Below are 22599 nucleotides of genomic sequence, written 5' to 3' on the forward strand. Positions count from 1 at the left end.
TGCACCATTCAATAATAGGTGAACTCATTTTTCGTACAATCCTTTTCTAAAGCCATTATTAACTTATAATAAAAAGGCTCTATAATAACTTCGCGACTCTGTGCCTCAACCACAAAAAAAGAGATTAAACAACCTAAGGTTGCTTAATCTCAATATTAGGACTCATCAGTCCGATTTGACGAAGAGCCATTTTTTCTTTATAATTAGACAAATCGCCAACGATGATGACTATCGTTGGCGATTATTTTTTCATACTATTGATTACACATTCTCATCTGTAATTTGGCCGAGCCAATAACTGCCGGCAAAACCGACGATTAATGTGATGATTGAAAGTGTCCACTCAACACCAGTTTGAGGAAGACCTGGGAAAACGGCATAAACGGAACCAATAACGAATCCAGTTATTAATGCGAATGTGGTATAGAAGTGATGATGCAAGAAGTATTTAATAATACGACTAGATAATAAAAATCCTGCTAATACACCTAAACCTACAACGATTAATATTGGAAGGCCATCGAAGTTTAATTTAACTAAATCAGCAATGGCTAACATAATTGTTCCATAAGTACCAAATACAAGTAGCATGAATGATCCAGAAATACCAGGTAATAACATTGCACTTGAAGCACATGCACCAGCTAAGAAATATTTAATAATAAGACCAAATGATAAATCTAGTGACGTATCAGCGCTTTGATTACCAGAATTCATTAATGTTATGACTACTAAAATAATGATACCTACTAACATAATGCCATAGTGTTTTGTTGTAAATGTTTTATTAAATTTTGCAGTTCTTAATAAGTAAGGGATAATACCAATGATTAATCCTGTAAAGAAGAACATGGTAACTATTTGATGATGTTCTAATAAATAATTGATTAAGTTACTTAGTATGCCAATTGCTAAAGCCATACCAATTAATATAGGAAGTAAAAACTTTAAGCTAGGCCAAAATCGCTTGGAGAATATACCGCTTATTGAAGAAATAAAGCCGTCATATATGCCTAATAATAACGCGATAGTACCTCCACTAATTCCAGGAACTAAATCGGTTGTTCCCATACCGAACCCTTTTAATATATTAATCCATTTGAAATTTTGCATGAACGTCTCCTTTCGAAATAGGTTAAATAGCATCATAACAGACTTTTGAAGAATAATAAAATATTAAGATTGTAATATTATAATTTTTATAAATATTGCACTAAATGAATGGGGTTTGTGTCTGAATTATTTCTATTGAGAACTGTAAGCCTTTGATTATCAGTTGCAAGAAAAAATTGAGTCTTAGATAAAAATTATTTTAGATAAATAATCACTATAATTTAGAGTTTTAATAAGTTTATATTAAGGGCTATTTGCGTTATAATGAAGTGTATTAAAGTACACAAAGTCTTTTTGACTACAAATTAAAATTATTATAAACTAGTTAAGAAAACTTTATATTTACGGAGGGAATATAAATGTCATCAACATTAGAAATTAAAGACCTACATGTGTCTATTGAAGATAAAGAAATTTTAAAAGGTGTTAATTTAACTATTAATACAGGCGAAATACATGCAATTATGGGGCCAAATGGTACGGGTAAATCAACGTTATCATCAGCGATTATGGGACATCCATCATACGAAGTAACGCAAGGTGAAGTGTTACTTGACGGTGTTAACATTTTAGAATTAGAAGTTGATGAAAGAGCTAAAGCTGGTCTGTTTTTAGCAATGCAATATCCATCAGAAATCACTGGTGTAACGAATGCTGACTTCATGCGTTCAGCGATTAACGCAAAACGTGAAGAAGGACAAGAAATTAACTTAATGCAATTTATCAAGAAATTAGATAAAGAAATGGATTTCTTAGATATCGATAAAGATATGGCTCAACGTTACTTAAATGAAGGCTTCTCTGGCGGTGAGAAAAAACGTAACGAAATCTTACAATTAATGATGTTAGAACCTAAATTCGCAATTCTTGATGAAATCGATTCAGGTTTAGATATCGACGCCTTGAAAGTTGTATCTAAAGGTATTAACGAAATGCGCGGTGAAGAATTTGGTGCATTAATGATTACACACTATCAACGTTTATTAAACTACATCACACCTGACAAAGTGCATGTTATGTACGGTGGTAAAGTAGTTAAATCAGGCGGTCCTGAATTAGCTAAACGTCTTGAAGAAGAAGGCTATGAGTGGGTTAAAGAAGAATTTGGTGCTAAAGAATAATCTAGCAGTCGTTTGTTTTTAAATGATGAAACTAGATGCAGATTATTAATGTAAATTGATGCATTAATAATGACGATTGAATATGTGAGACTGAGACATCGAATATATAAACAAAGTTATTATTTCGATGGTGTTACAGTCGCTAAAATTTTTCATCAAGTAGGAGGAAAAGAGAGTTATGACAACCGAAACTTTAAACATTTCTGAAGAACAACTTGTTGATTATTCTAAAGCGCACAATGAACCTTCTTGGATGACTGAGTTACGTCAAAAAGCGTTGAAATTAACAGAAACTTTAGAAATGCCAAAACCAGATAAAACGAAATTAAGAAAATGGGACTTTGATTCATTTAAACAACATAAAGTCGAAGGACAAACGTTCAATGATTTATCAGAGCTTCCAGATGCGATTAAAAACATTATTGACGTTGAAAACACTAAAAATTTAGTCGTACAACATAATAATGCTTTAGCTTATACGCAAGTATCACAAGAAACACAAGATAATGGCGTGATTATTGAAGGCTTATCTGAAGCATTAGTTAATCACGGAGATTTAGTACAAAAATATTTAATGACAGATGCAGTTACAGTTGATGAACATCGTTTAACTGCATTGCATACGGCTTTAATTAATGGTGGCGTATTTGTTTATGTACCTAAGAATGTCGTTGTTAAAGATCCTATCCAATATGTTGTGTTACATGATGATGAGAATGCTAGCTTCTTTAATCATGTGATTATTGTTACTGAAGAAAGTGCTGAAGTGACATACGTTGAGAACTATTTATCAACTGCAAGTGGTGAAGGTAACCAACTCAACATCATTTCTGAAGTCATTGCAGGTGCAAACTCTAATATTACGTATGGTTCAGTTGACTATTTAGACAAAGGCTTTACTGGTCACATCATCCGCCGTGGTACAACTGCTGCAGATGCATCAATTAATTGGGCATTAGGTTTGATGAATGAAGGTAGTCAAATCATTGATAATACAACTAATTTAATTGGTGATCGTTCAACAAGTGAACTTAAATCCGTTGTTGTTGGTACAGGCGACCAAAAAATCAACTTAACGTCTAAAATTGTTCAATATGGTAAAGAAACGAACGGTTATATCTTAAAACATGGTGTAATGCGTGAGAATGCATCATCTGTATTTAATGGTATTGGTTACATTAAACATGGTGGTACGAAATCTATCGCTAACCAAGAGTCACGTGTCTTAATGCTTTCTGAGAATGCTAGAGGTGACGCTAACCCAATCTTATTAATTGATGAAGATGATGTAGAAGCAGGACACGCAGCTTCAGTAGGTCGTGTTGACCCTGAACAACTTTACTATTTAATGAGTCGCGGTATTTCTCAAAAAGAAGCAGAACGATTAGTGATTCATGGTTTCTTAGACCCTGTAGTGCGTGAATTACCAATTGAAGATGTTAAACGTCAATTAAGAGAAGTTATCGAACTTAAAGTTAATAAATAAACTTATCAATCCCAAAGAGATTTTTAATATAAGAAAGGTCGTGAAATAAAGTGGCCGAAACTTCATTAAATGTTGAGAAAATTATTAAAGATTTTCCAATATTAGATCAAAAAGTTAATGGAAAAAGATTAGCGTACCTTGATTCAACAGCTACAAGCCAAACGCCAGTTCAAGTACTAAACGTATTAGATGATTATTATAAACGATACAATTCCAATGTACACCGTGGTGTGCATACACTTGGCTCACTAGCTACTGATGGATACGAAGGTGCTCGTGAAACTGTAAGACGTTTCATTAACGCTAAATACTTTGAAGAAGTCATCTTTACAAGAGGAACAACTGCCGCAATTAATATTGTTGCGCGTAGTTATGGAGATGCCAATATTGAAGAAGGCGACGAAATTGTTGTTACTGAAATGGAACATCATGCCAATATTGTTCCATGGCAACAATTAGCTAAACGCAAAAATGCCTCATTAAAATTCATTCCAATGACAGAAGAGGGTGAATTAAATATTGAGGATGTTAAGGCAACAATCAATGACAACACTAAAATCGTAGCCATAGCACATGTATCTAATGTTCTAGGTACGATTAATGACGTCAAAGAAATCGCTAAAATCGCGCATGAACACGGTGCGATTATAAGTGTCGATGGTGCACAATCTGCGCCACACATGAACATAGACGTTCAAGATTTAGACGCTGATTTCTTCAGTTTCAGTGGCCATAAAATGTTAGGACCTACTGGTATTGGTGTATTATACGGTAAACGTGACTTATTAAAAGACATGGAACCAATTGAATTTGGTGGGGATATGATTGACTTTGTAAGCAAATATGACGCTACATGGGCAGATTTACCTACTAAATTTGAAGCAGGTACACCAATTATTGCTCAAGCTATTGGCTTAGGAGAAGCAATTCGCTACATTGAGAACATAGGCTTCGATGCTATTCATGAACATGAAAAAGCATTAACAGAATATGCTTATGAACAAATGTCATCGATTGAAGGACTTGAAATATACGGTCCGCCTAAAGATCGTCGTGCCGGTGTTATCACATTTAACTTAGCTGATATTCATCCACACGATGTTGCTACTGCAGTAGATACTGAAGGTGTTGCTGTAAGAGCTGGACACCATTGTGCACAACCATTAATGAAATGGTTGAACGTATCATCTACTGCGCGTGCAAGCTTCTATGTTTACAATACTAAAGAAGATGTGGACCAACTTGTTGAAGCATTGAAACAAACGAAGGAGTTTTTCTCTTATGAATTTTAATAATTTAGATCAACTTTATCGATCTGTAATTATGGATCATTATAAGAATCCTAGAAATAAAGGCGTTTTAGATAATGGCTCAATGACTGTAGACATGAACAATCCTACTTGTGGTGACCGCATTAGATTAACGTTTGATATTGAAAATGGCATCATTAACGATGCTAAATTCGAAGGAGAAGGTTGTTCTATTTCAATGTCTAGTGCATCTATGATGACTGAAGCGGTGAAAGGTCATTCACTAGGTGAAGCGATGCAAATGAGTCAAGAATTTACTAAGATGATGCTTGGTGAAGATTATGAAATCACTGAAGATATGGGAGATATTGAAGCACTTCAAGGTGTATCTCAATTCCCAGCTCGCATCAAGTGTGCAACATTAGCCTGGAAAGCACTTGAAAAAGGAACAGTTGAAAAAGAAGGTAAAGCAGAAGGTTCGACTGAAGAGTAATCGGCCAGTTTTATGTAAGACCTTATTATCTTATTTAAAGCTTAACCTTAACTTTTTACACGTTTGACTTTTTATGAAGGTTGCATATTGTTACAATGACAATAGACAATAATAAATATTAAAAATCTCGCGCACGTCGTTTTAAATATATTTAAGGAGTGATTGAAATGGCTAAAAAAGCACCTGATGTTGGAGATTACAAATATGGTTTCCACGATGAGGATGTTTCCATTTTCAGATCAGAACGTGGTTTAACTGAAAATATCGTTAGAGAAATTTCAAAAATGAAGGAAGAGCCTGAATGGATGCTTGACTTCAGATTAAAAGCTTTAAAATTATTCTATAAAATGCCAATGCCTCAATGGGGTGGCGATTTATCAGAATTAAACTTTGATGACATCACATACTACGTCAAACCTTCAGAGCATACAGAACGTTCATGGGACGAAGTACCTGAAGAAATTAAACGTACATTTGATAAATTAGGTATTCCAGAAGCTGAACAAAAATATTTAGCAGGTGTTTCTGCACAATATGAATCAGAAGTTGTATATCACAACATGGAAAAAGAATTAGAAGAAAAAGGTATCATCTTTAAAGATACAGATAGTGCTTTACGTGAAAACGAAGAACTATTCAAAGAATACTTTGCTTCTGTTATTCCAGCAGCTGATAACAAATTCGCAGCATTAAACTCAGCTGTATGGTCAGGTGGTTCATTCATCTATGTACCTAAGAATGTTAAATTAGATACACCATTACAAGCATACTTCCGAATTAACTCAGAGAACATGGGTCAATTCGAACGTACATTAATTATTGCTGATGAAGGTGCATCAGTGAACTACGTTGAAGGTTGTACTGCACCAGTTTATACTACAAGTTCATTACACTCAGCAGTAGTAGAAATCATCGTTCATAAAGATGCACACGTACGTTACACAACAATTCAAAACTGGGCCAACAACGTTTATAACTTAGTTACTAAACGTACATTTGTGCATGAGAATGGTAACATGGAATGGGTAGATGGTAACTTAGGTTCTAAGTTAACTATGAAATACCCTAACTGTGTTCTTTTAGGTGAAGGTGCGAAAGGTAGTACATTATCTATCGCCTTTGCTGGTAAAGGTCAAGTACAAGATGCTGGTGCTAAAATGATTCACAAAGCACCTAACACATCTTCAACAATTGTATCTAAATCAATTTCTAAAAATGGTGGTAAAGTAATTTATCGTGGTATCGTTCACTTTGGACGTAAAGCGAAAGGTGCACGTTCTAACATTGAATGTGACACGTTAATTTTAGATAATGAATCTACTTCAGATACAATTCCATACAATGAAGTATTTAATGACAATATTTCATTAGAACACGAAGCGAAAGTTTCTAAAGTATCAGAAGAACAATTATTCTACTTAATGAGCCGTGGTATTTCTGAAGAAGAAGCTACAGAAATGATCGTTATGGGCTTCATTGAACCATTCACAAAAGAATTACCAATGGAATATGCAGTAGAAATGAACCGTTTAATCAAATTCGAAATGGAAGGCTCTATCGGTTAATCATTCAGCATTACCGATTGTGCTTAATCATAAGTGAGTCCGGGAAAAAATAATATAATGAAGCTATTTTGCGAATTCGCAGTAGCTGACTGAACTGAGAAGACGCTTAATTCAAGCTTTTCTTAGTTCTAGTCACCCTTGCGGGGGTGGGACAACGAATTTAAAAAGAATTCTGTCCCACTCCCACTTTTTTATATAGTAATGGGTAAGTTTATTGAAAATTAGAGTAGGGAATAAGTTGAACAATACAGGTATAGTATGTGTAACTACTCATTATAGAGAAGGTGGCGTTAACATGTGGTATGACAATCAATTCACAGAGGCTTTAAATATTCAATATCCCATTATTCAAGCAGGTATGGCCGGTAGTACAACACCAGAACTTGTGGCATCTGTTAGTAATAAAGGTGGATTAGGATGTATTGGTGCAGGCTACTTTACAACTGAAAAGTTAGAACAAGAAATAGAACAAGTTCGATCGTTAACAACGCAACCATTTGGCGTAAACTTATTTGTACCAGGGCATCATACGTATAGCGATGAACAAGTTGAGCGTATGAATGCTTGGCTAAAACCTTACCGTAAGGCTTTAAATCTTGAAGAACCTGTCATTAATATCTCAGAAACACAACAATTTAACCAGGCAATTCACATGATAATTAAAAAGAAAATACCAGTGTGTTGCTTTACCTTTGGTATACCATCACAAGATATCATTAAACAACTGAAAGATGCTCAAGTCACTTTAATAGGTACGGCAACATCTGTTGATGAAGCAATTGAAAACGAACAGGCAGGCATGGATATAGTAGTTGCTCAAGGTAGTGAAGCAGGTGGCCATAGGGGGTCATTTTTACCAAGTAAACAGCAATCAACACCACTAATTGGCACAATGAGTTTAATTCCTCAAATTGTTGATCAAGTCACGATACCAGTTATTGCTGCAGGCGGTATCATGGATGGTCGTGGCGTATTAGCTAGTCAAATACTAGGGGCGCAAGGCGTTCAGATGGGGACAGCGTTTTTAACTACAGTGGAAAGCGGTGCGAATGATTTAGTGAAACAAGCGGTACTACATAGTAAGGAAACGGACACTATTGTTACGGACGTCTTTAGTGGTAAATTTGCGCGTGGCATCCATAATGAATTTGTGGAAAAAATGTCGCGATATGAAGGTGTTCTACCACCGTATCCAGTTCAAAACCAATTAACCAATGCAATTAGAAAGACTGCGGCTTCCAATGGTAAACGTGAATGGACACATATGTGGAGTGGTCAATCGCCACGTTTAGCTACAGCGCAACATGTAGATCAATTCATGGATAAACTTGTCGAACAAATCGAGGCGTTATTGAAGGCTGTGCAGTAGTATGGATTTATAAAAACGTTGTGAGCTGAAGTGGGCCGCATTTTCAAAAAATAATAAGATAATGTAAAGATGGGATAGAACAAGTGATATCTTAAAATTGAATATGGTATCATATACCTGGTGATAAAAATGATTAATATAGGTCTTACTGGATGGGGCGATCATGATACGTTATATGAAGATTTGGAACGACAGTCGGACAAGTTACAAACGTATGCAAGTCACTTTCCTATTGTTGAACTTGATGCATCATATTATGCCATCCAACCTGAACGAAATATCATGAAATGGATTAAAGAAACACCTGATCGCTTTGAATTTGTTGTGAAAATTCATCAAGCGCTCACATTGCATGCAGATTATAAAGATTATGCAGAAACAAGAAGTGAATTATTTGCGCAATTTAAGCGTATGTTACAACCACTCATTGACCATCATAAATTAGCTATGGTATTAGTTCAATTTCCACCTTGGTTTGATTGTACGGCACAGAACATCAAGTATATCTTATACGTTCGTCAGCAATTATCTGATATACCGCTTTGTGTTGAATTTCGTCATCAATCATGGTTTAACGAACAATTTAAAGAGCAAACGCTCTCATTTTTAATGGAACACCATATAATTCATTCAGTTGTTGATGAACCACAAGTAAGAGAAGGATCCATACCACTCGTTAACCGTATTACTACTGAAACAGCGTTCGTCCGTTATCATGGAAGGAACAGACAAGGATGGACTAAAAAAGATATGACAGATCAAGAGTGGCGTGATGTGCGATATTTATATAATTACAATAAGGAAGAGCTTACCGATTTAGCTAATAAAGTTAGGATTTTAGAACAAAAAGCCAAAAAAGTTTATGTCGTATTCAATAATAATTCGGGTGGCCATGCTGCTCAAAATGCTAAAACATATCAAGACATTTTAGACATTGAATACACAGGTTTAGCTCCCCAACAATTAAAATTATTCTAAGAGGCGAAATATAATGTTAGTGACAATTATTTTATTAGTGCTTATCGGTCTTTTCTCTGCCATTTTAGGGTCATTAGTAGGCATTGGTGGAGGTATTATCATTGTTCCTACACTGGTTTATTTAGGCGTGACGCACGATGTATTACATGGTATAACTCCGCAAATAGCAATAGGAACATCATCTGTGATTTTAATCGTCACAGGTTTATCTTCATCACTAGGCTATTTAAAGACGAAGCAAGTGGATATCAAGAATGGCTCTATTTTTTTATTTGGTTTACTACCAGGTTCCTTGCTTGGGTCATTTTTAAGTAGATACCTTACTTTAGAATCATTCAATTTATATTTTGGTATTTTCATGATTATTGTCTCTATTATTTTAATGGTAAGACATAAAATCAAACCGTTTAAAATCTTTGATAAAGAGAAATATCGTAAAACGTATATTGATTCTGAAGGCAAGACGTATCATTACAGTGTACCGCCTTTATTTGCATTTGTTGCGACGCTATTTATCGGTATATTAACTGGTTTATTCGGTATTGGTGGTGGCGCATTAATGACGCCACTCATGTTAATCGTCTTTAGATTTCCACCTCATGTTGCAGTAGGTACAAGTATGATGATGATCTTCTTTTCAAGTGTAATGAGTTCCATAGGGCATATCATACAAGGTCATGTTGCGTGGTCTTATTCTATCGTCCTCATTATTTCAAGTTACATTGGTGCTCAAATTGGTGTGCGTGTCAATCACTCAATTAAATCTGAAACGGTTGTCACACTTTTGCGTACGGTGATGTTGATAATGGGTGTGTACTTAATTATTAAATCTTTTCTTTAAATAAAAATAGGGGGAATTTAAGTGAAGTTAACCATTTTTCACACGAACGATATTCATAGTCATTTAAACGAATATGCACGTATTACATCTTATATGGCAGAACATAGACCTCAACTTCAACATCCCTCACTCTATTTAGATATAGGCGACCATGTAGATTTATCTGCACCGGTGACTCAAGCAACGATAGGGCGTAAGAATGTCGAGTTGCTTAACGAGGCACATTGCGATATTGCGACAATTGGTAATAATGAAGGAATGACGATTTCACATGAAGCGTTAAATCAGTTATATAACAATGCGACGTTTGACGTGATTTGCACCAATGTTATTGATGAAGAAGGTCAATTACCACAACATATTGCTGCTTCATGTATTAAAGACATTGAAGGTGTTCGTATTTTATTCGTGGCGGCTACAGCAGCGTTTACGCCATTTTATCGCGCACTTGATTGGATTGTTACAGATCCGTTAGAAGCGATTAAAGATGAAATTGCCAATCAACAAGGTAATTACGATGTACTTATTGTGATGAGTCATGTTGGTATCTTCTTTGATGAAAAGTTATGCCAAGAGATTCCAGAAATTGATGTCATTTTAGGTAGTCACACACATCATCATTTTGATAATGGTGAAATGAACAATGGTGTACTCATGGCTGCTGCCGGAAAATATGGATATTACTTAGGTGAAGTTAATTTAACTATTGAAAATAAAAAGGTTGTTAATAAAGAAGCCATGATTTATCCAGTTGAAACGTTGCCTTTAGTTGATACGGATTATGAGTCTGAAGGGAAAGCGCTTATGAGTGAGCCAGTGATTGATCATCCTATCAATTTAAGTAGTCAAACCGATGTGATTACTAAAACAACGTATTTATTAGCAGAAAGTGTATTCGAATTCACGAATACAGATTGTACAATTATTAATGCAGGGCTTATCGTAAAAGGCGTTGAAGCAGATCGACTAACAGAATACGACATTCATAAAATGTTGCCACATCCGATTAATTTAGTGCGTGTACGTCTAACAGGTGTTGAACTTAAAAAAGTCATTATCAAAAGCCAAAAGCAAGAATATATGCATGAACATGCGCAGGGCTTAGGCTTTAGAGGCGATATTTTTGGTGGGTATATATTATATAATTGCGGCTATATTCAGTCAGACAATCGCTTTTTTGTTAATGGTGAAGAAGTGATTGATGATAAGACATATACGCTAGGAACAGTTGATATGTATACCTTTGGTCGATATTTCCCAATATTAAAAGGTAAATCAATTGATTATTTAATGCCTCAATTCCTTAGAGATATTTTCAAGGATAAGTTATTAAGATTATAATAAAATAGTGCAAGATATATTTGTTTATTAAATAGAAATTGTGTGAATCACGAAATTTATAGCTTATTACGTTTTAATTTAATGTAAAGTTCGTTATAATAGGAAAAGATAGATTATACAGGAGGGTATACGTGGTTATGGCTACTAAAAATGAAGAAATCTTACGTAAACCAGATTGGTTGAAAATTAAGCTTAACACGAACGAAAACTATATTGGCCTCAAGAAAATGATGCGTGAAAAAAACTTACACACTGTTTGCGAAGAAGCAAAGTGTCCAAATATACATGAATGTTGGGGAGCTAGACGTACGGCTACATTTATGATTTTAGGTGCGGTATGTACAAGAGCATGTCGTTTCTGTGCTGTTAAGACAGGCTTACCTAATGAATTAGATTTAAATGAACCAGAACGTGTTGCAGAATCAGTTGAATTAATGAACTTGAAACACGTCGTTATCACTGCTGTTGCCCGTGATGACCTAAGAGATGCAGGTTCAAACGTTTATGCTGAAACGGTACGTAAAGTACGTGAGCGTAATCCATTCACTACAATCGAAATCTTACCATCAGATATGGGTGGTGACTATGAAGCACTAGAAACTTTAATGGCTTCTAAACCAGATATCTTAAACCACAACATCGAAACAGTACGTCGTTTAACACCAAGAGTTCGTGCACGTGCTACATATGAACGAACATTAGAATTCTTACGTCGCTCTAAAGAATTACAACCAGATATTCCTACTAAATCAAGTTTAATGGTTGGCTTAGGTGAAACGATAGAAGAAATCTACGAAACAATGGATGATCTTCGTGCAAATGATGTAGACATACTAACAATTGGTCAATATTTACAACCATCACGTAAGCATTTAAAAGTTGAAAAATATTATACGCCATTAGAATTTGGTAAATTAAGAAAAGTAGCTATGGACAAAGGATTCAAACACTGTGAAGCTGGCCCTATGGTACGTAGTTCTTATCATGCTGATGAACAAGTAAATGAAGCGGCTAAAGAAAAACACCGTCTAGGTGAAGAAAAATTACAACAAAATTAATTTAAACACGTGAATAGTTTAGATTAAGTTTTTAGAGACTTAGGTTGCACACTTTTTACTAAATTGTGTAATCTAAGTTTTTATTATACGAGTTAAAGGTGACAAATTATGATTAAGATAGGTCAACAATATTTTGAAATCATTGAAGATTATAGATCGTGTTTTGATGAAGAATTAGTTGCATCGAGATATTCAGATATATTAGATAAATATGATTTTGTCGTAGGAGATTTTGGATATGACCAGTTACGTTTAAAAGGCTTTTACAAAGATACCAATAAGAAAGCTGAAATATCTAAACGTTTTTCAAGTATTCAAGATTATATATTAGAATATTGTAATTTTGGTTGTCCTTATTTTGTATTGCGTCATTTATCTAATAAAGAAGTGCAACAATTAGAACATGAAAAAGATGATGTCATTTTGTCGGATACAGAAGATAAGTTGCATGACGTTAAAATTAAACCTACGATTCAAGAAGTTAAACACCATGATGATAAACAATAGAAATAATCAAATAAGCTGTGAAAAAATCAGGATAAAAGATTTTTTCACAGCTTATTTAAATTGAAATTATTGAATAACTTGATTCAGATATTCAATAATTTCATCACTTTCTTCTTGGCTTACACCTAGAATATGCGCGATGTAGCCTTCTTCTTCAATATCATCTGTACCGATGATACCAAATTTATTTGTTTGCATATTTAGCACAAGCGTCTTGCCATAATGACGGTCTGTTTGAACAAGCATTAAATCATATCGACTGTGTTCACCTACAAAGCCTACAAATTGCACTTGGCTTTGTTCTTCATCGTCATATAAGTACATATCTATCATTAGAGTAGAACTCCTTTTATCTTTGTATTTTAATTTAGTATAACGACAAATGAAGACCGATGCAAAACTGTGATATGATAGACATATTAAGAGGTGAAGGATATGTATTTTGTAGATAAAGATCAACTTACTTTAAAATTAACTTACTTAAATCAATTAATTAAAGATTATGAAGCAAATAAAGAAAATCATTATGCATTTGAACGTATCGCTCAAATGTTAATTGAATCATCTGTGGATATAGGGAATATGATTATTGATGGTTTTATCTTGAGAGACCCTGGAAATTATAAAGATGTCATTGATATTCTTGAACTTGAAGGTGTTATTTCGAAATCTACACAGCAACGTGTAAATGAAACGATTGATGTTAGAAAGCAGTTCGCACACAATTACACGGAATTAGATGATACTAAGATTCAACCGTTATTTGATCATGCTTTGCCGTATTATGAACAGTTTATTCAAGAGGTAACGCAATTCCTTGAGAAAGAGAATGTGCCGGTTACTGCTTTTGGAAAAGGAGACAACAGCTAATGAAGAATTATAAAGGTTATTTAATCGATTTAGATGGAACAATGTATTTAGGTACAGACGAAATTGATGGTGCAGCACAATTTATCGATTACTTAAACAATCATCAAATTCCACATTTATATGTTACAAACAATTCTACAAAGACACCTGAAGAGGTAACGCAAAAATTAAAAGAGATGAAGATTGATGCGAAACCTGAAGAGGTTGTCACATCTGCGTTAGCAACAGCCAATTTTATTGCCGGTGAGAAAAGTGATGCTACAGTATATATGTTAGGTGGTAATGGCTTACGCACAGCATTAACTGAAGCTGGATTAACTGTAAAAGATGATGAAAATGTAGATTATGTTGCGATAGGTTTAGATGAAAATGTCACTTATGAGAAGTTAGCCGTTGCAACGCTTGCAGTACGTAAGGGTGCACGTTTTATTTCAACAAACCCAGATGTATCTATTCCTAAAGAACGTGGTTTCTTACCAGGTAATGGTGCAATTACGAGTGTAGTAAGTGTATCAACGGGTCAAGCCCCTCAATTTATTGGTAAACCTGAACCAGTCATTATGGACATTGCATTAGATATTTTACAATTGGACAAATCTGATGTAGCAATGGTCGGTGATTTGTACGATACAGATATCATGTCAGGGATTAATGTCGGTGTAGATACGATTCATGTTCAAACAGGTGTAACGACGTATGAAGAATTACAAGAGAAAGATCAACAACCTACATATTCATTTAAAGATTTAAATGTAGCAATTGCAGAATTAGAAAAAAATGCCCAAAAATAGATAAAGGGGTGGCACGACAATGGTGAAAATTCTAGTCACACGTCAGATTCCAAATCGTTTCATTGAGCAATTGGAACAACTCGGCGACGTTAAAATGTGGGAAGAAGCATTTGAACCTATGCCTAGAGCGCAATTTTTGAAGGAAATAGAAGACGTAGATGCATGCTTTATTACATTGAGTGAAACGATAGATGCAACCTGTCTGGAACACGCGAAAAACGTGAAGATTATTGCAAATATGGCGGTTGGTTTTGACAATATTGATGTTGAGTTAGCAAATCAAAAAGGTATTGTTGTCACTAATACGCCTCAAGTACTTACTGAAACAACAGCTGAATTAGGATTCACATTAATGTTAGCTGTAGCGCGACGTATTGTTCAAGCAGAACACTACGTTCAAAATGGCGAATGGAAAAGTTGGGGGCCTTATTTGTTATCAGGCAAAGATGTCCATGGATCGACTGTAGGTATTTATGGTATGGGTGATATTGGAAAGAGCTTTGCACGTCGATTGCAAGGGTTTAAAGCAAATATCTTATATCATAATCGCTCTAGACATGAAGATGCAGAAACGCAACTCAATGCAACCTACGTATCGTTTGATACGTTATTAGCAGAAAGTGATTTCGTCATATGTACTGCACCGTTAACGCCGGAAACGGAAAATAAATTTGATAAAGATGCATTTTCAAAAATGAAAAACGATGCGATCTTTATTAACATTGGCCGTGGCGCTATTGTAGATGAGGAAGCATTAATTGATGCATTGAACAATCAAGATATTGGTGGTTGTGGCTTGGATGTTTTACGCGAAGAACCTATTCAGCTTGACCATCCACTACTGAAAATGCCTAATGCAATTATATTACCGCATATTGGCAGTGCTTCAGTAGCAACGAGAGATCACATGATTCAATTATGTGTGGATAATATTGCTGCGATATTAAAAGGGGAAGCACCACTTACACCAGTAACAAATAAATAAAGCGATATAGAACTTCTAACGTTAAGGTAATGATTTACTATTTAACGATAGAAGTTCTTTTATATTATCTAACAGTTTTGTTATGTCGTATGTAATTGTTAAGTAGGTTAATTGGTACTAATATAATTAATGTCATTTAAATTCATCCATGCCATTACAAGGCGTAGTTAATATGGATACTGACTCACTTACTTCTATGGACTTGGAAATATGAATGTCAGTGTCGTTATCACAACGACTTGAAGTGCAAAATTTAATTTGCTATAAAAACAAATTTTAATTATAATAAGATGAATGTATAATATATAAAAATTATATTTAATGAATTTACTTTTTCGGAGCTTCAAATATCCTTCGCGGGAAAAACGATTAATCCGCTCCGATAATTGACATGATAGTGAGGTGCAATAGTGCATTGAAAGAAAATAATCATAAAATAATGCAATATTATGAGAAAGCTAAACCCTATTTAGTAACGCTTCTCTATTTAGCTATATTTATTGCGCTGTACCTAATTTATGGTTCCGGCGATACACATAATAATTTCATTTATAATGAATTTTAATAAGGAGTCTAATTATGACAGATATCATAAATTTAATAAATGACTTCGGTCAACGTCATCCTCAACGTGCAGCAGTTAGACATAAAGATGAAACATTAACATATCAACAATTAATGGATGAATCTAGTAAATTAGCGCATCTATTACAAGATAATCAGAAACCATTAATCGTATACGGACATATGTCTCCTTATATGTTAGTGGGTATGATAGGTGCGATTAAAGCAGGGTGTGGATATGTACCAATTGACACATCCGTACCGAGTGAACGTGTAAACATGATTATAAATAAGGTTCAACCTGAAATGTTATTTAACACAACAGATACACGCTTAAATCAGCCTGGTATTCAAGAGCTGACAATCCAAAGTATCCAAGACTCAGATAATCCAACACTATTTGATAGTCAAATGGGATTAACAGACGTGGTATATACAATCTTTACATCTGGCTCAACAGGTGAACCTAAAGGGGTTCAAATTGAATATGCAAGTTTAATTGAGTTTGCAGAATGGATGGTATCACTTAACGAGTCTGAAGGTGCACAAGAATGGTTAAATCAAGCACCATTTTCATTCGACTTATCAGTCATGGCAATCTATCCTTGTTTAACTTCTGGTGGCACATTAAATTTAGTAGATAAGGACATGATCAACAAACCTAAATTATTGAATGACATGTTAGTTAATACACCAATAAATGCATGGGTGTCTACACCATCATTTATGGAAATGTGCCTATTATTACCTAACCTTAATGAAGCAAGTTACCCAAGTTTAAATCATTTCTTCTTCTGTGGAGAAATCTTGCCGCATAGAACTGCTAAAGCTTTACTTGATAGATATCCAAGTGCGGTAGTTTATAACACGTATGGACCTACCGAAGCGACAGTTGCAGTTACAGGTGTTAAATTGACGCCTGAAATTATTGAAACGTATAATCCGCTACCAGTTGGTGTTTCAAGACCGAATACAACCTTATTTACAACGGATGAGGGTGAACTTGTAATTAAAGGTAATAGTGTTAGTTTAGGTTATTTAGATAATAAAGAAAAAACAGAAGCGGTATTCAACTTTGAAGATGGCCTTCGCATTTATCATACTGGTGATAAAGCAATCGAAAAAGACGGACAATGGTTCATTCAAGGAAGAATTGATTTCCAAATTAAACTTAACGGTTACCGCATGGAATTAGAAGAAATTGAAACGCAACTTAGACAGTCAGCATTCGTAAGAGAAACCGTAGTCGTACCAGTGTATAAAAATAACAAGGTTATACACTTAATCGGTGCGGTTGTTCCAACCGAAGAAGTTAAAGATGATTTGGAAATGACAAGACAAATTAAATCCGAACTCAAATCTCGCTTACCTGAATATATGATTCCGAGAAAATTTGTTTGGATGAAACAATTACCATTGACTTCAAACGGAAAGCTTGATCGTAAACAAGTGGCAGAGGATATTAACGCATGATTCCATATGGTACGTTTACCTTCTTCTTAGTTGCATTTATAGTACTTTTACCAGTCATCATACTCGGATTCTTAGGTAAGCGAAGCTATATATATAACGGTATAAGTACTGCAATTATGATTGTCGTCATTTTTTCATCAGATAAACATAATTTATTCGGTAATAAATATTTAAGTATTCAACTTATTAGTTTTATCATTTATCTCATTTGGCAAGTGCTATTAATCATGGGATATTATAAATCGAGACAGAAAAATAATACATTTAGTAAGTTTGTCATAGTGATGATTTTATCCATTTTACCATTAGCGATTGTTAAAGTATTACAAAGCTCATGGTTAGGTGGTCAACAAATTCACTTCCATGAACATAAACTAATTGAATTTGTAGGTTTCCTAGGTATTTCATATGTAACGTTTAAAAGTATCCAGTTAATTATGGAAATACGCGATGGCTCTATAAAAGAAATTAAAGTGGGCAAGTTGTTCCAATTTATTTCTTTCTTCCCAACAGTGTCTTCAGGGCCGATTGATCGCTATAAACGTTTCGTCAAAGATGATAAAAAGGTTCCTACAGGTGAACAATATAGAGAAATGGTTGCTAAAGCGATACATATGATTATGCTTGGTTTCTTGTATAAATATATACTCGCTTATTTAATCAATGTCTATGCAATTCATCCATTATTGATGGATTTGAATGGTTTTACGCATAAATGGCTGTATATGTATGCTTACAGTTTTTATTTATTCTTTGATTTCGCAGGATATAGTTTGTTTGCTGTAGCGGTAAGTTATTTATATGGTATCAATACACCACCTAACTTTAAGCAACCTTTCAAAGCGAAGAATATTAAAGATTTCTGGAACAGATGGCATATGTCATTATCATTCTGGTTTAGAGATTGTATCTATATGCGTACATTATTTTATATGTCACGTAAGAAAACATTCAAAAGTCAATTTGCGATGTCTAATTTCGCATTCTTCCTAAACTTCTTTATCATGGGTGTGTGGCATGGTTTAGAGTTATTCTATATCGTTTATGGTATTTATCACGGCCTGATGTTTATCGGTTATGGTTACTATGAACGTTGGAGAAAGAAACATCCACCACGTTGGCAAAATGGTTTTACTACAGCATTAAGTATTATCATTACATTCCATTTTGTAGCATTTGGATTTTTAATCTTTTCAGGAAAATTAATTTAAAAGGAGTCATAAATTATGGAATTTAAAGAACAAGTATTAGATTTATTAGCTGATGTGGCAGAAAATGATGTTGTAAAAGAAAACCCTGATGTTGAAATCTTTGAAGAGGGTATTATCGATTCATTCCAAACAGTAGGATTATTACTTGAAATTCAAAATAGATTAGGTATTGAAGTATCAATCATGGATTTCGATCGTGATGAGTGGGCAACTCCTAACAAAATTGTTGAAGCATTAGAAGAATTACGATGAAATTAAAACCATTTTTACCAATTATTATTAGCGGCATATTATTTCTAGCCTTTGTGTTAATGCCTGCTAGCTGGTTTACTGGATTAGTCACGAACAAGGCTGTCGCTGATAATAGAATATCTTTAACAGATCAAGTTCTTAAAGGTACGCTCATTCAAAATAAACTATTTAGTAATGACAATTATTATCCTATCTATGGGTCTAGTGAATTGAATAAGTTAGATCCATTTAACCCTGCACTTGCATTACACAATAGAAAAGACACTAAGCCAATCTTTTTAGTGGGTACGGGTGGTAATACCGATTTAATTAATGCAATTGAATTAGCTGGTCAATATGATCAACTTAAAGGGAAAAAGATAACGTTTATTATTTCGCCACAATGGTTTAGTACGCATGGTGTGAATAATCGTGATTTTGCAGCACGAACAACACCTACCCAAATTAATCAGTTATTTCAACAAAAAGATATGCCTTCAGAATTAAAGGAAAGATATGCCAAACGCTTATTACAATTTAAAAGTGCGTCAAATAAAGCATTCTTGAAAGATGTTGCTAACAATCATGGCGAGGTAGATGGTCATTATGTTTCACGCTTTAAAGAGAATCAATTACTTAAGATTGAAGCAATTAAAACATACTTCTCATTTGATAAATCACCTTTATCACATGTGAAAACGATAACTGAACCAAATGCGTCATGGAAAGAAATGCAAGATAAAGCTATAGCTTTAGGTGAGAAACGCTCATCATCTAATAACTATGGCATCCGCAATGAATATTGGAAACAATTGATGCACCAAAAGCCGATGAATCATCGTCAATATGAGTTTAAAATGAACTCTCCAGAATTTAATGATTTATCATTATTAGTAGATACGATGCATCAAGCAGGTGCAGACGTACAATATGTCATTTTACCGGTAAATGGTAAATGGTATGATCATTTAGGTATTAAACGCGCCACAAGAGAACCTGTCTATAAGAAAATACACCAAACTGTTGAAGCACATGGTGGTAAAGTGTATGACATGTCAGATAAAGACTATGAAAAATATGTACTTAGTGATGTCGTTCACGTAGGTTGGAAAGGTTGGGCGCATATGAACCAACACATCGTTCAACATATGAATGATGATAATAAAGATCAAGAAAAACATCATGATCATAAATAATAAATAAAAGCACCAATGATTAGCGTGTGAAAACGCTGCTCATTGGTGCTTTATTGTATATATAAACGATATATGAGACGTTTAGAATACTTGTTCAACTTCGATAACGCCTGGAACTTCTTCGTGTAATGCACGTTCAATACCGGCTTTTAATGTGATTGTTGAGCTTGGACACGTACCGCAAGCTCCGTGTAATTGTAATTTCACGATGCCATCTTCAACATCTACTAACGTACAGTCTCCGCCGTCACGTAATAAAAAAGGACGTAAACGCTCAATGACTTCAGCTACTTGATCAAACATTGTTGCATTCTCAGTAGGCATGAGATATGTCTCCTTTCAAGTAAATTACTTCATAAATTGATTATTTATTTATTATAATAGATAAAGAAAGAAAAATCTATAAAACAAAACGGGGGATTTGAGTATGACTAAAGTTAGCGTGGTAGTTTACGGCGCAGATGTTGTGTGTGCGAGTTGTGTCAATGCGCCAACATCATTGAATACATTTGAGTGGATTAAGCCTTTATTAGAAAGAAAGTATCCAGACATTCAATTTGAATACACATATATTGATTTTCAAAAACAAACAGAAAATTTAAGTGATCACGACCAACACTATATTGAACAACTTGAGGAAGATGAGTTGTTCTATCCATTAATTACAATGAATGATGAGTATGTAGCAGATGGATATATTCAAACGAAGCAAATTACCAACTTTGTCGATAAACATTTTGCAAATTAATATCAATCTCTATAATAGTAAAATAGAACACGGGATTAAGTCTGAGCATGCTCAGGCCTAATCCCGTGTTTCATCTTAACCGTTATGATATTTATATAGCCATAAAACACCAGATTTAAGTATATGCGCAAGACGTCCGGTAACTGTACGGTCCATAATATAGGCAAATCCTTTCTTTTCACCAAGAGAACCAAGGAAACCTTGAACTTTTAATTCGGGCATTTTATCTGGTAGTGGTTCATTATTCCATTGTTTCTTGAGTACATCAGCGATTTGATCACCTTGTACTTCAGCTAATTGAGCACTTGGTGCATGCGGTAAATCAGCACAATCACCAACGATAAATACATTTCGATACGTTGGCACTTGATGATATTGATTAATAATGACACGTCCGCTTCGATTGATATCGATAGGTAAGTGTCTTACAACTTCAACAGGTTGAATACCCGCAGTCCAGACAACCAAATCAACATTTTCTGGTGACCCACTATTATAAATTTTACCTGGTTCTACTTTATCAATTAAAGAATTTGGAACGACTTTCACATTGTTTTCGCGGAACCATTTGGCAATATAGTTACTTAATTTTTCAGGGAAATTTCTTAAAATGCGTTCACCACGATCATAAAGGATAACTTCTAAATCTTCACGACTTTCACGCAGCTCACTTGCTAATTCGATACCACTTAATCCAGCACCAACAATGCCTACACGCGCACCACTAGGTAATTCACTAATACTGTGGAATGTCTCGCGAGCTTTAGAAAGTGTTTGAATGCTGTGCGTATACGCGTCAGCACCAGGCACATTATGATATTTATCTTCGCAACCTAAGCCAATGACTAATTCATCATAATCCACCTTCGTATGACCAACAGATACGATTTGAGCATCTAAATCAATATCATTAATTTCGCCATAAATCGTATTAATGCGTTCTGAATCAGGAAAATTCATGCGCACATCATTATCAGACTTAGTACCCGCTGCTAAAGCATAAAATTCTGGTTTCAAACCATGAAATGGCATACGGTCAATTAATGTTAAAGTATAATTTTCTGGTAATGCATCTGGTAGAATACGCGACATGATACGCATATTACCATAGCCACCACCAAGTAACACTAAATTTTTCATTTGTTATACCCCTTTATAAAAAATTTGTTATTCCGAAATAAATTTTGACTTATACCCTTTGAATTAAGCAAACTTTTGTAAATGAACGATACTTTAATTTGAAAACTTTAAATTAATAAAGTTATTTATCGCCGACATTTATTGCCCCTAACAATAAAGTGTGCGATATATGTATATGTGTATTATATCTTTTTTTCAAAATGACTACAATGAAATGTATGATATGGAAAATGAAGTTAATGATTTCTAGTCGGAGAAATTCGTTATA

At 34.4% G+C, this 22599-nt stretch carries 24 protein-coding genes; 20 read left to right on the plus strand and 4 right to left on the minus strand.

Features of this window, described 5'->3' with window-relative positions; all coding sequences use genetic code 11:
• Positions 1 to 261: 261 nt before the first annotated feature.
• Positions 262 to 1113 (minus strand): polyprenyl-phosphate transporter PopT, encoded by an 852-nt coding sequence (popT, locus tag KA828_RS10125; protein ID WP_210126163.1) that lies wholly within the window; start codon positions 1111 to 1113, stop codon positions 262 to 264.
• 359 nt (positions 1114 to 1472) lie between these two features.
• On the opposite strand from popT, the gene sufC reads away from it, so the two are divergent.
• The 11 genes from sufC to KA828_RS10180 all read left to right on the plus strand — a co-directional run bounded on the left by sufC (position 1473) and on the right by KA828_RS10180 (position 13122).
• Positions 1473 to 2234: a Fe-S cluster assembly ATPase SufC gene (gene sufC, locus KA828_RS10130; protein WP_011276304.1), complete on the plus strand. Its 762-nt coding sequence runs from the start codon at positions 1473 to 1475 to the stop codon at positions 2232 to 2234.
• A 178-nt stretch (positions 2235 to 2412) separates the two neighbouring features.
• Positions 2413 to 3720 (plus strand): Fe-S cluster assembly protein SufD, encoded by a 1308-nt coding sequence (gene sufD / locus KA828_RS10135; protein ID WP_070855137.1) that lies wholly within the window; start codon positions 2413 to 2415, stop codon positions 3718 to 3720.
• Positions 3721 to 3770: 50 nt separating this feature from the next.
• On the plus strand, positions 3771 to 5012 hold the full coding sequence (locus KA828_RS10140) for a cysteine desulfurase (protein WP_193839592.1): 1242 nt from the start codon (positions 3771 to 3773) through the stop codon (positions 5010 to 5012).
• On the plus strand, positions 5002 to 5463 hold the full coding sequence (gene sufU, locus KA828_RS10145) for a Fe-S cluster assembly sulfur transfer protein SufU (RefSeq protein WP_053029837.1): 462 nt from the start codon (positions 5002 to 5004) through the stop codon (positions 5461 to 5463). Before KA828_RS10140 ends, sufU begins: the two co-directional genes overlap by 11 nt.
• Before the next feature lie 167 nt (positions 5464 to 5630).
• The gene (gene sufB / locus KA828_RS10150) at positions 5631 to 7028 is read left to right on the plus strand and encodes a Fe-S cluster assembly protein SufB (protein ID WP_053029835.1); all 1398 of its coding nucleotides are present in this window, start codon (positions 5631 to 5633) and stop codon (positions 7026 to 7028) included.
• A gap of 295 nt (positions 7029 to 7323) precedes the next feature.
• Positions 7324 to 8397 (plus strand): NAD(P)H-dependent flavin oxidoreductase, encoded by a 1074-nt coding sequence (locus KA828_RS10155; RefSeq protein WP_210126180.1) that lies wholly within the window; start codon positions 7324 to 7326, stop codon positions 8395 to 8397.
• A 129-nt stretch (positions 8398 to 8526) separates the two neighbouring features.
• A complete protein-coding gene (locus tag KA828_RS10160) occupies positions 8527 to 9375 on the plus strand; it encodes a DUF72 domain-containing protein (protein ID WP_210126164.1) in 849 nt (282 codons plus the stop codon).
• 13 nt (positions 9376 to 9388) lie between these two features.
• The gene (locus tag KA828_RS10165) at positions 9389 to 10216 is read left to right on the plus strand and encodes a sulfite exporter TauE/SafE family protein (protein WP_075108671.1); all 828 of its coding nucleotides are present in this window, start codon (positions 9389 to 9391) and stop codon (positions 10214 to 10216) included.
• Positions 10217 to 10237: 21 nt separating this feature from the next.
• Positions 10238 to 11557 carry a bifunctional metallophosphatase/5'-nucleotidase gene (locus KA828_RS10170; protein ID WP_210126165.1) on the plus strand — a complete coding sequence of 440 codons (1320 nt, stop codon included), beginning with the start codon at positions 10238 to 10240 and terminating at the stop codon, positions 11555 to 11557.
• 137 nt (positions 11558 to 11694) lie between these two features.
• Positions 11695 to 12615, plus strand: coding sequence for a lipoyl synthase (gene lipA / locus KA828_RS10175; RefSeq protein WP_029376689.1), 921 nt, complete (start codon positions 11695 to 11697; stop codon positions 12613 to 12615).
• A 108-nt stretch (positions 12616 to 12723) separates the two neighbouring features.
• On the plus strand, positions 12724 to 13122 hold the full coding sequence (locus tag KA828_RS10180; protein WP_075108673.1) for a YutD family protein: 399 nt from the start codon (positions 12724 to 12726) through the stop codon (positions 13120 to 13122).
• Between the two features lie 66 nt (positions 13123 to 13188).
• Here KA828_RS10180 and KA828_RS10185 read toward each other — a convergent pair whose 3' ends face one another.
• Positions 13189 to 13455: a DUF3055 domain-containing protein gene (locus KA828_RS10185; protein WP_037548938.1), complete on the minus strand. Its 267-nt coding sequence runs from the start codon at positions 13453 to 13455 to the stop codon at positions 13189 to 13191.
• A 102-nt stretch (positions 13456 to 13557) separates the two neighbouring features.
• Between KA828_RS10185 and KA828_RS10190 the strand changes: the two genes are divergently transcribed.
• From KA828_RS10190 to dltD, 8 genes are all read left to right on the plus strand, one after another.
• Positions 13558 to 13992 (plus strand): DUF86 domain-containing protein, encoded by a 435-nt coding sequence (locus KA828_RS10190; RefSeq protein ID WP_070855129.1) that lies wholly within the window; start codon positions 13558 to 13560, stop codon positions 13990 to 13992.
• A complete protein-coding gene (locus KA828_RS10195; protein ID WP_053029820.1) occupies positions 13992 to 14783 on the plus strand; it encodes a TIGR01457 family HAD-type hydrolase in 792 nt (263 codons plus the stop codon). The genes KA828_RS10190 and KA828_RS10195 overlap by 1 nt, the downstream gene beginning before the upstream one ends.
• 19 nt (positions 14784 to 14802) lie before the next feature.
• Complete coding sequence (locus tag KA828_RS10200; protein WP_210126166.1) at positions 14803 to 15768, plus strand: 2-hydroxyacid dehydrogenase; 966 nt, start codon at positions 14803 to 14805, stop codon at positions 15766 to 15768.
• Between the two features lie 439 nt (positions 15769 to 16207).
• Positions 16208 to 16333 carry a teichoic acid D-Ala incorporation-associated protein DltX gene (locus KA828_RS10205; protein ID WP_107630223.1) on the plus strand — a complete coding sequence of 42 codons (126 nt, stop codon included), beginning with the start codon at positions 16208 to 16210 and terminating at the stop codon, positions 16331 to 16333.
• A gap of 14 nt (positions 16334 to 16347) precedes the next feature.
• Positions 16348 to 17805 (plus strand): D-alanine--poly(phosphoribitol) ligase subunit DltA, encoded by a 1458-nt coding sequence (dltA, locus tag KA828_RS10210; protein WP_210126167.1) that lies wholly within the window; start codon positions 16348 to 16350, stop codon positions 17803 to 17805.
• Positions 17802 to 19016, plus strand: a complete 1215-nt coding sequence (dltB, locus tag KA828_RS10215) for a D-alanyl-lipoteichoic acid biosynthesis protein DltB (RefSeq protein WP_070855126.1) — start codon at positions 17802 to 17804, stop codon at positions 19014 to 19016. Before dltA ends, dltB begins: the two co-directional genes overlap by 4 nt.
• 15 nt (positions 19017 to 19031) lie before the next feature.
• A complete protein-coding gene (gene dltC / locus KA828_RS10220) occupies positions 19032 to 19268 on the plus strand; it encodes a D-alanine--poly(phosphoribitol) ligase subunit 2 (protein ID WP_011276285.1) in 237 nt (78 codons plus the stop codon).
• Positions 19265 to 20443: a D-alanyl-lipoteichoic acid biosynthesis protein DltD gene (gene dltD / locus KA828_RS10225; protein WP_210126168.1), complete on the plus strand. Its 1179-nt coding sequence runs from the start codon at positions 19265 to 19267 to the stop codon at positions 20441 to 20443. The genes dltC and dltD overlap by 4 nt, the downstream gene beginning before the upstream one ends.
• An 81-nt stretch (positions 20444 to 20524) precedes the next feature.
• On the opposite strand, the gene KA828_RS10230 is transcribed toward dltD, so the two are convergent.
• Entirely contained in the window at positions 20525 to 20767 is a 243-nt protein-coding gene (locus tag KA828_RS10230; RefSeq protein ID WP_002433501.1) for a NifU family protein, read from the minus strand.
• Positions 20768 to 20870: 103 nt separating this feature from the next.
• On the opposite strand from KA828_RS10230, the gene KA828_RS10235 reads away from it, so the two are divergent.
• Positions 20871 to 21191 carry a YuzD family protein gene (locus tag KA828_RS10235; protein ID WP_053029810.1) on the plus strand — a complete coding sequence of 107 codons (321 nt, stop codon included), beginning with the start codon at positions 20871 to 20873 and terminating at the stop codon, positions 21189 to 21191.
• A gap of 75 nt (positions 21192 to 21266) precedes the next feature.
• Here the strand turns inward: KA828_RS10235 and KA828_RS10240 are convergent, their stop codons facing one another.
• The gene (locus KA828_RS10240; RefSeq protein ID WP_070855123.1) at positions 21267 to 22331 is read right to left on the minus strand and encodes an NAD(P)/FAD-dependent oxidoreductase; all 1065 of its coding nucleotides are present in this window, start codon (positions 22329 to 22331) and stop codon (positions 21267 to 21269) included.
• Positions 22332 to 22599 lie beyond the last annotated feature (268 nt).

Origin of the sequence: Staphylococcus sp. GDY8P85P, assembly GCF_017892405.1 — a bacterium.
GTDB lineage: Bacteria > Bacillota > Bacilli > Staphylococcales > Staphylococcaceae > Staphylococcus > Staphylococcus borealis.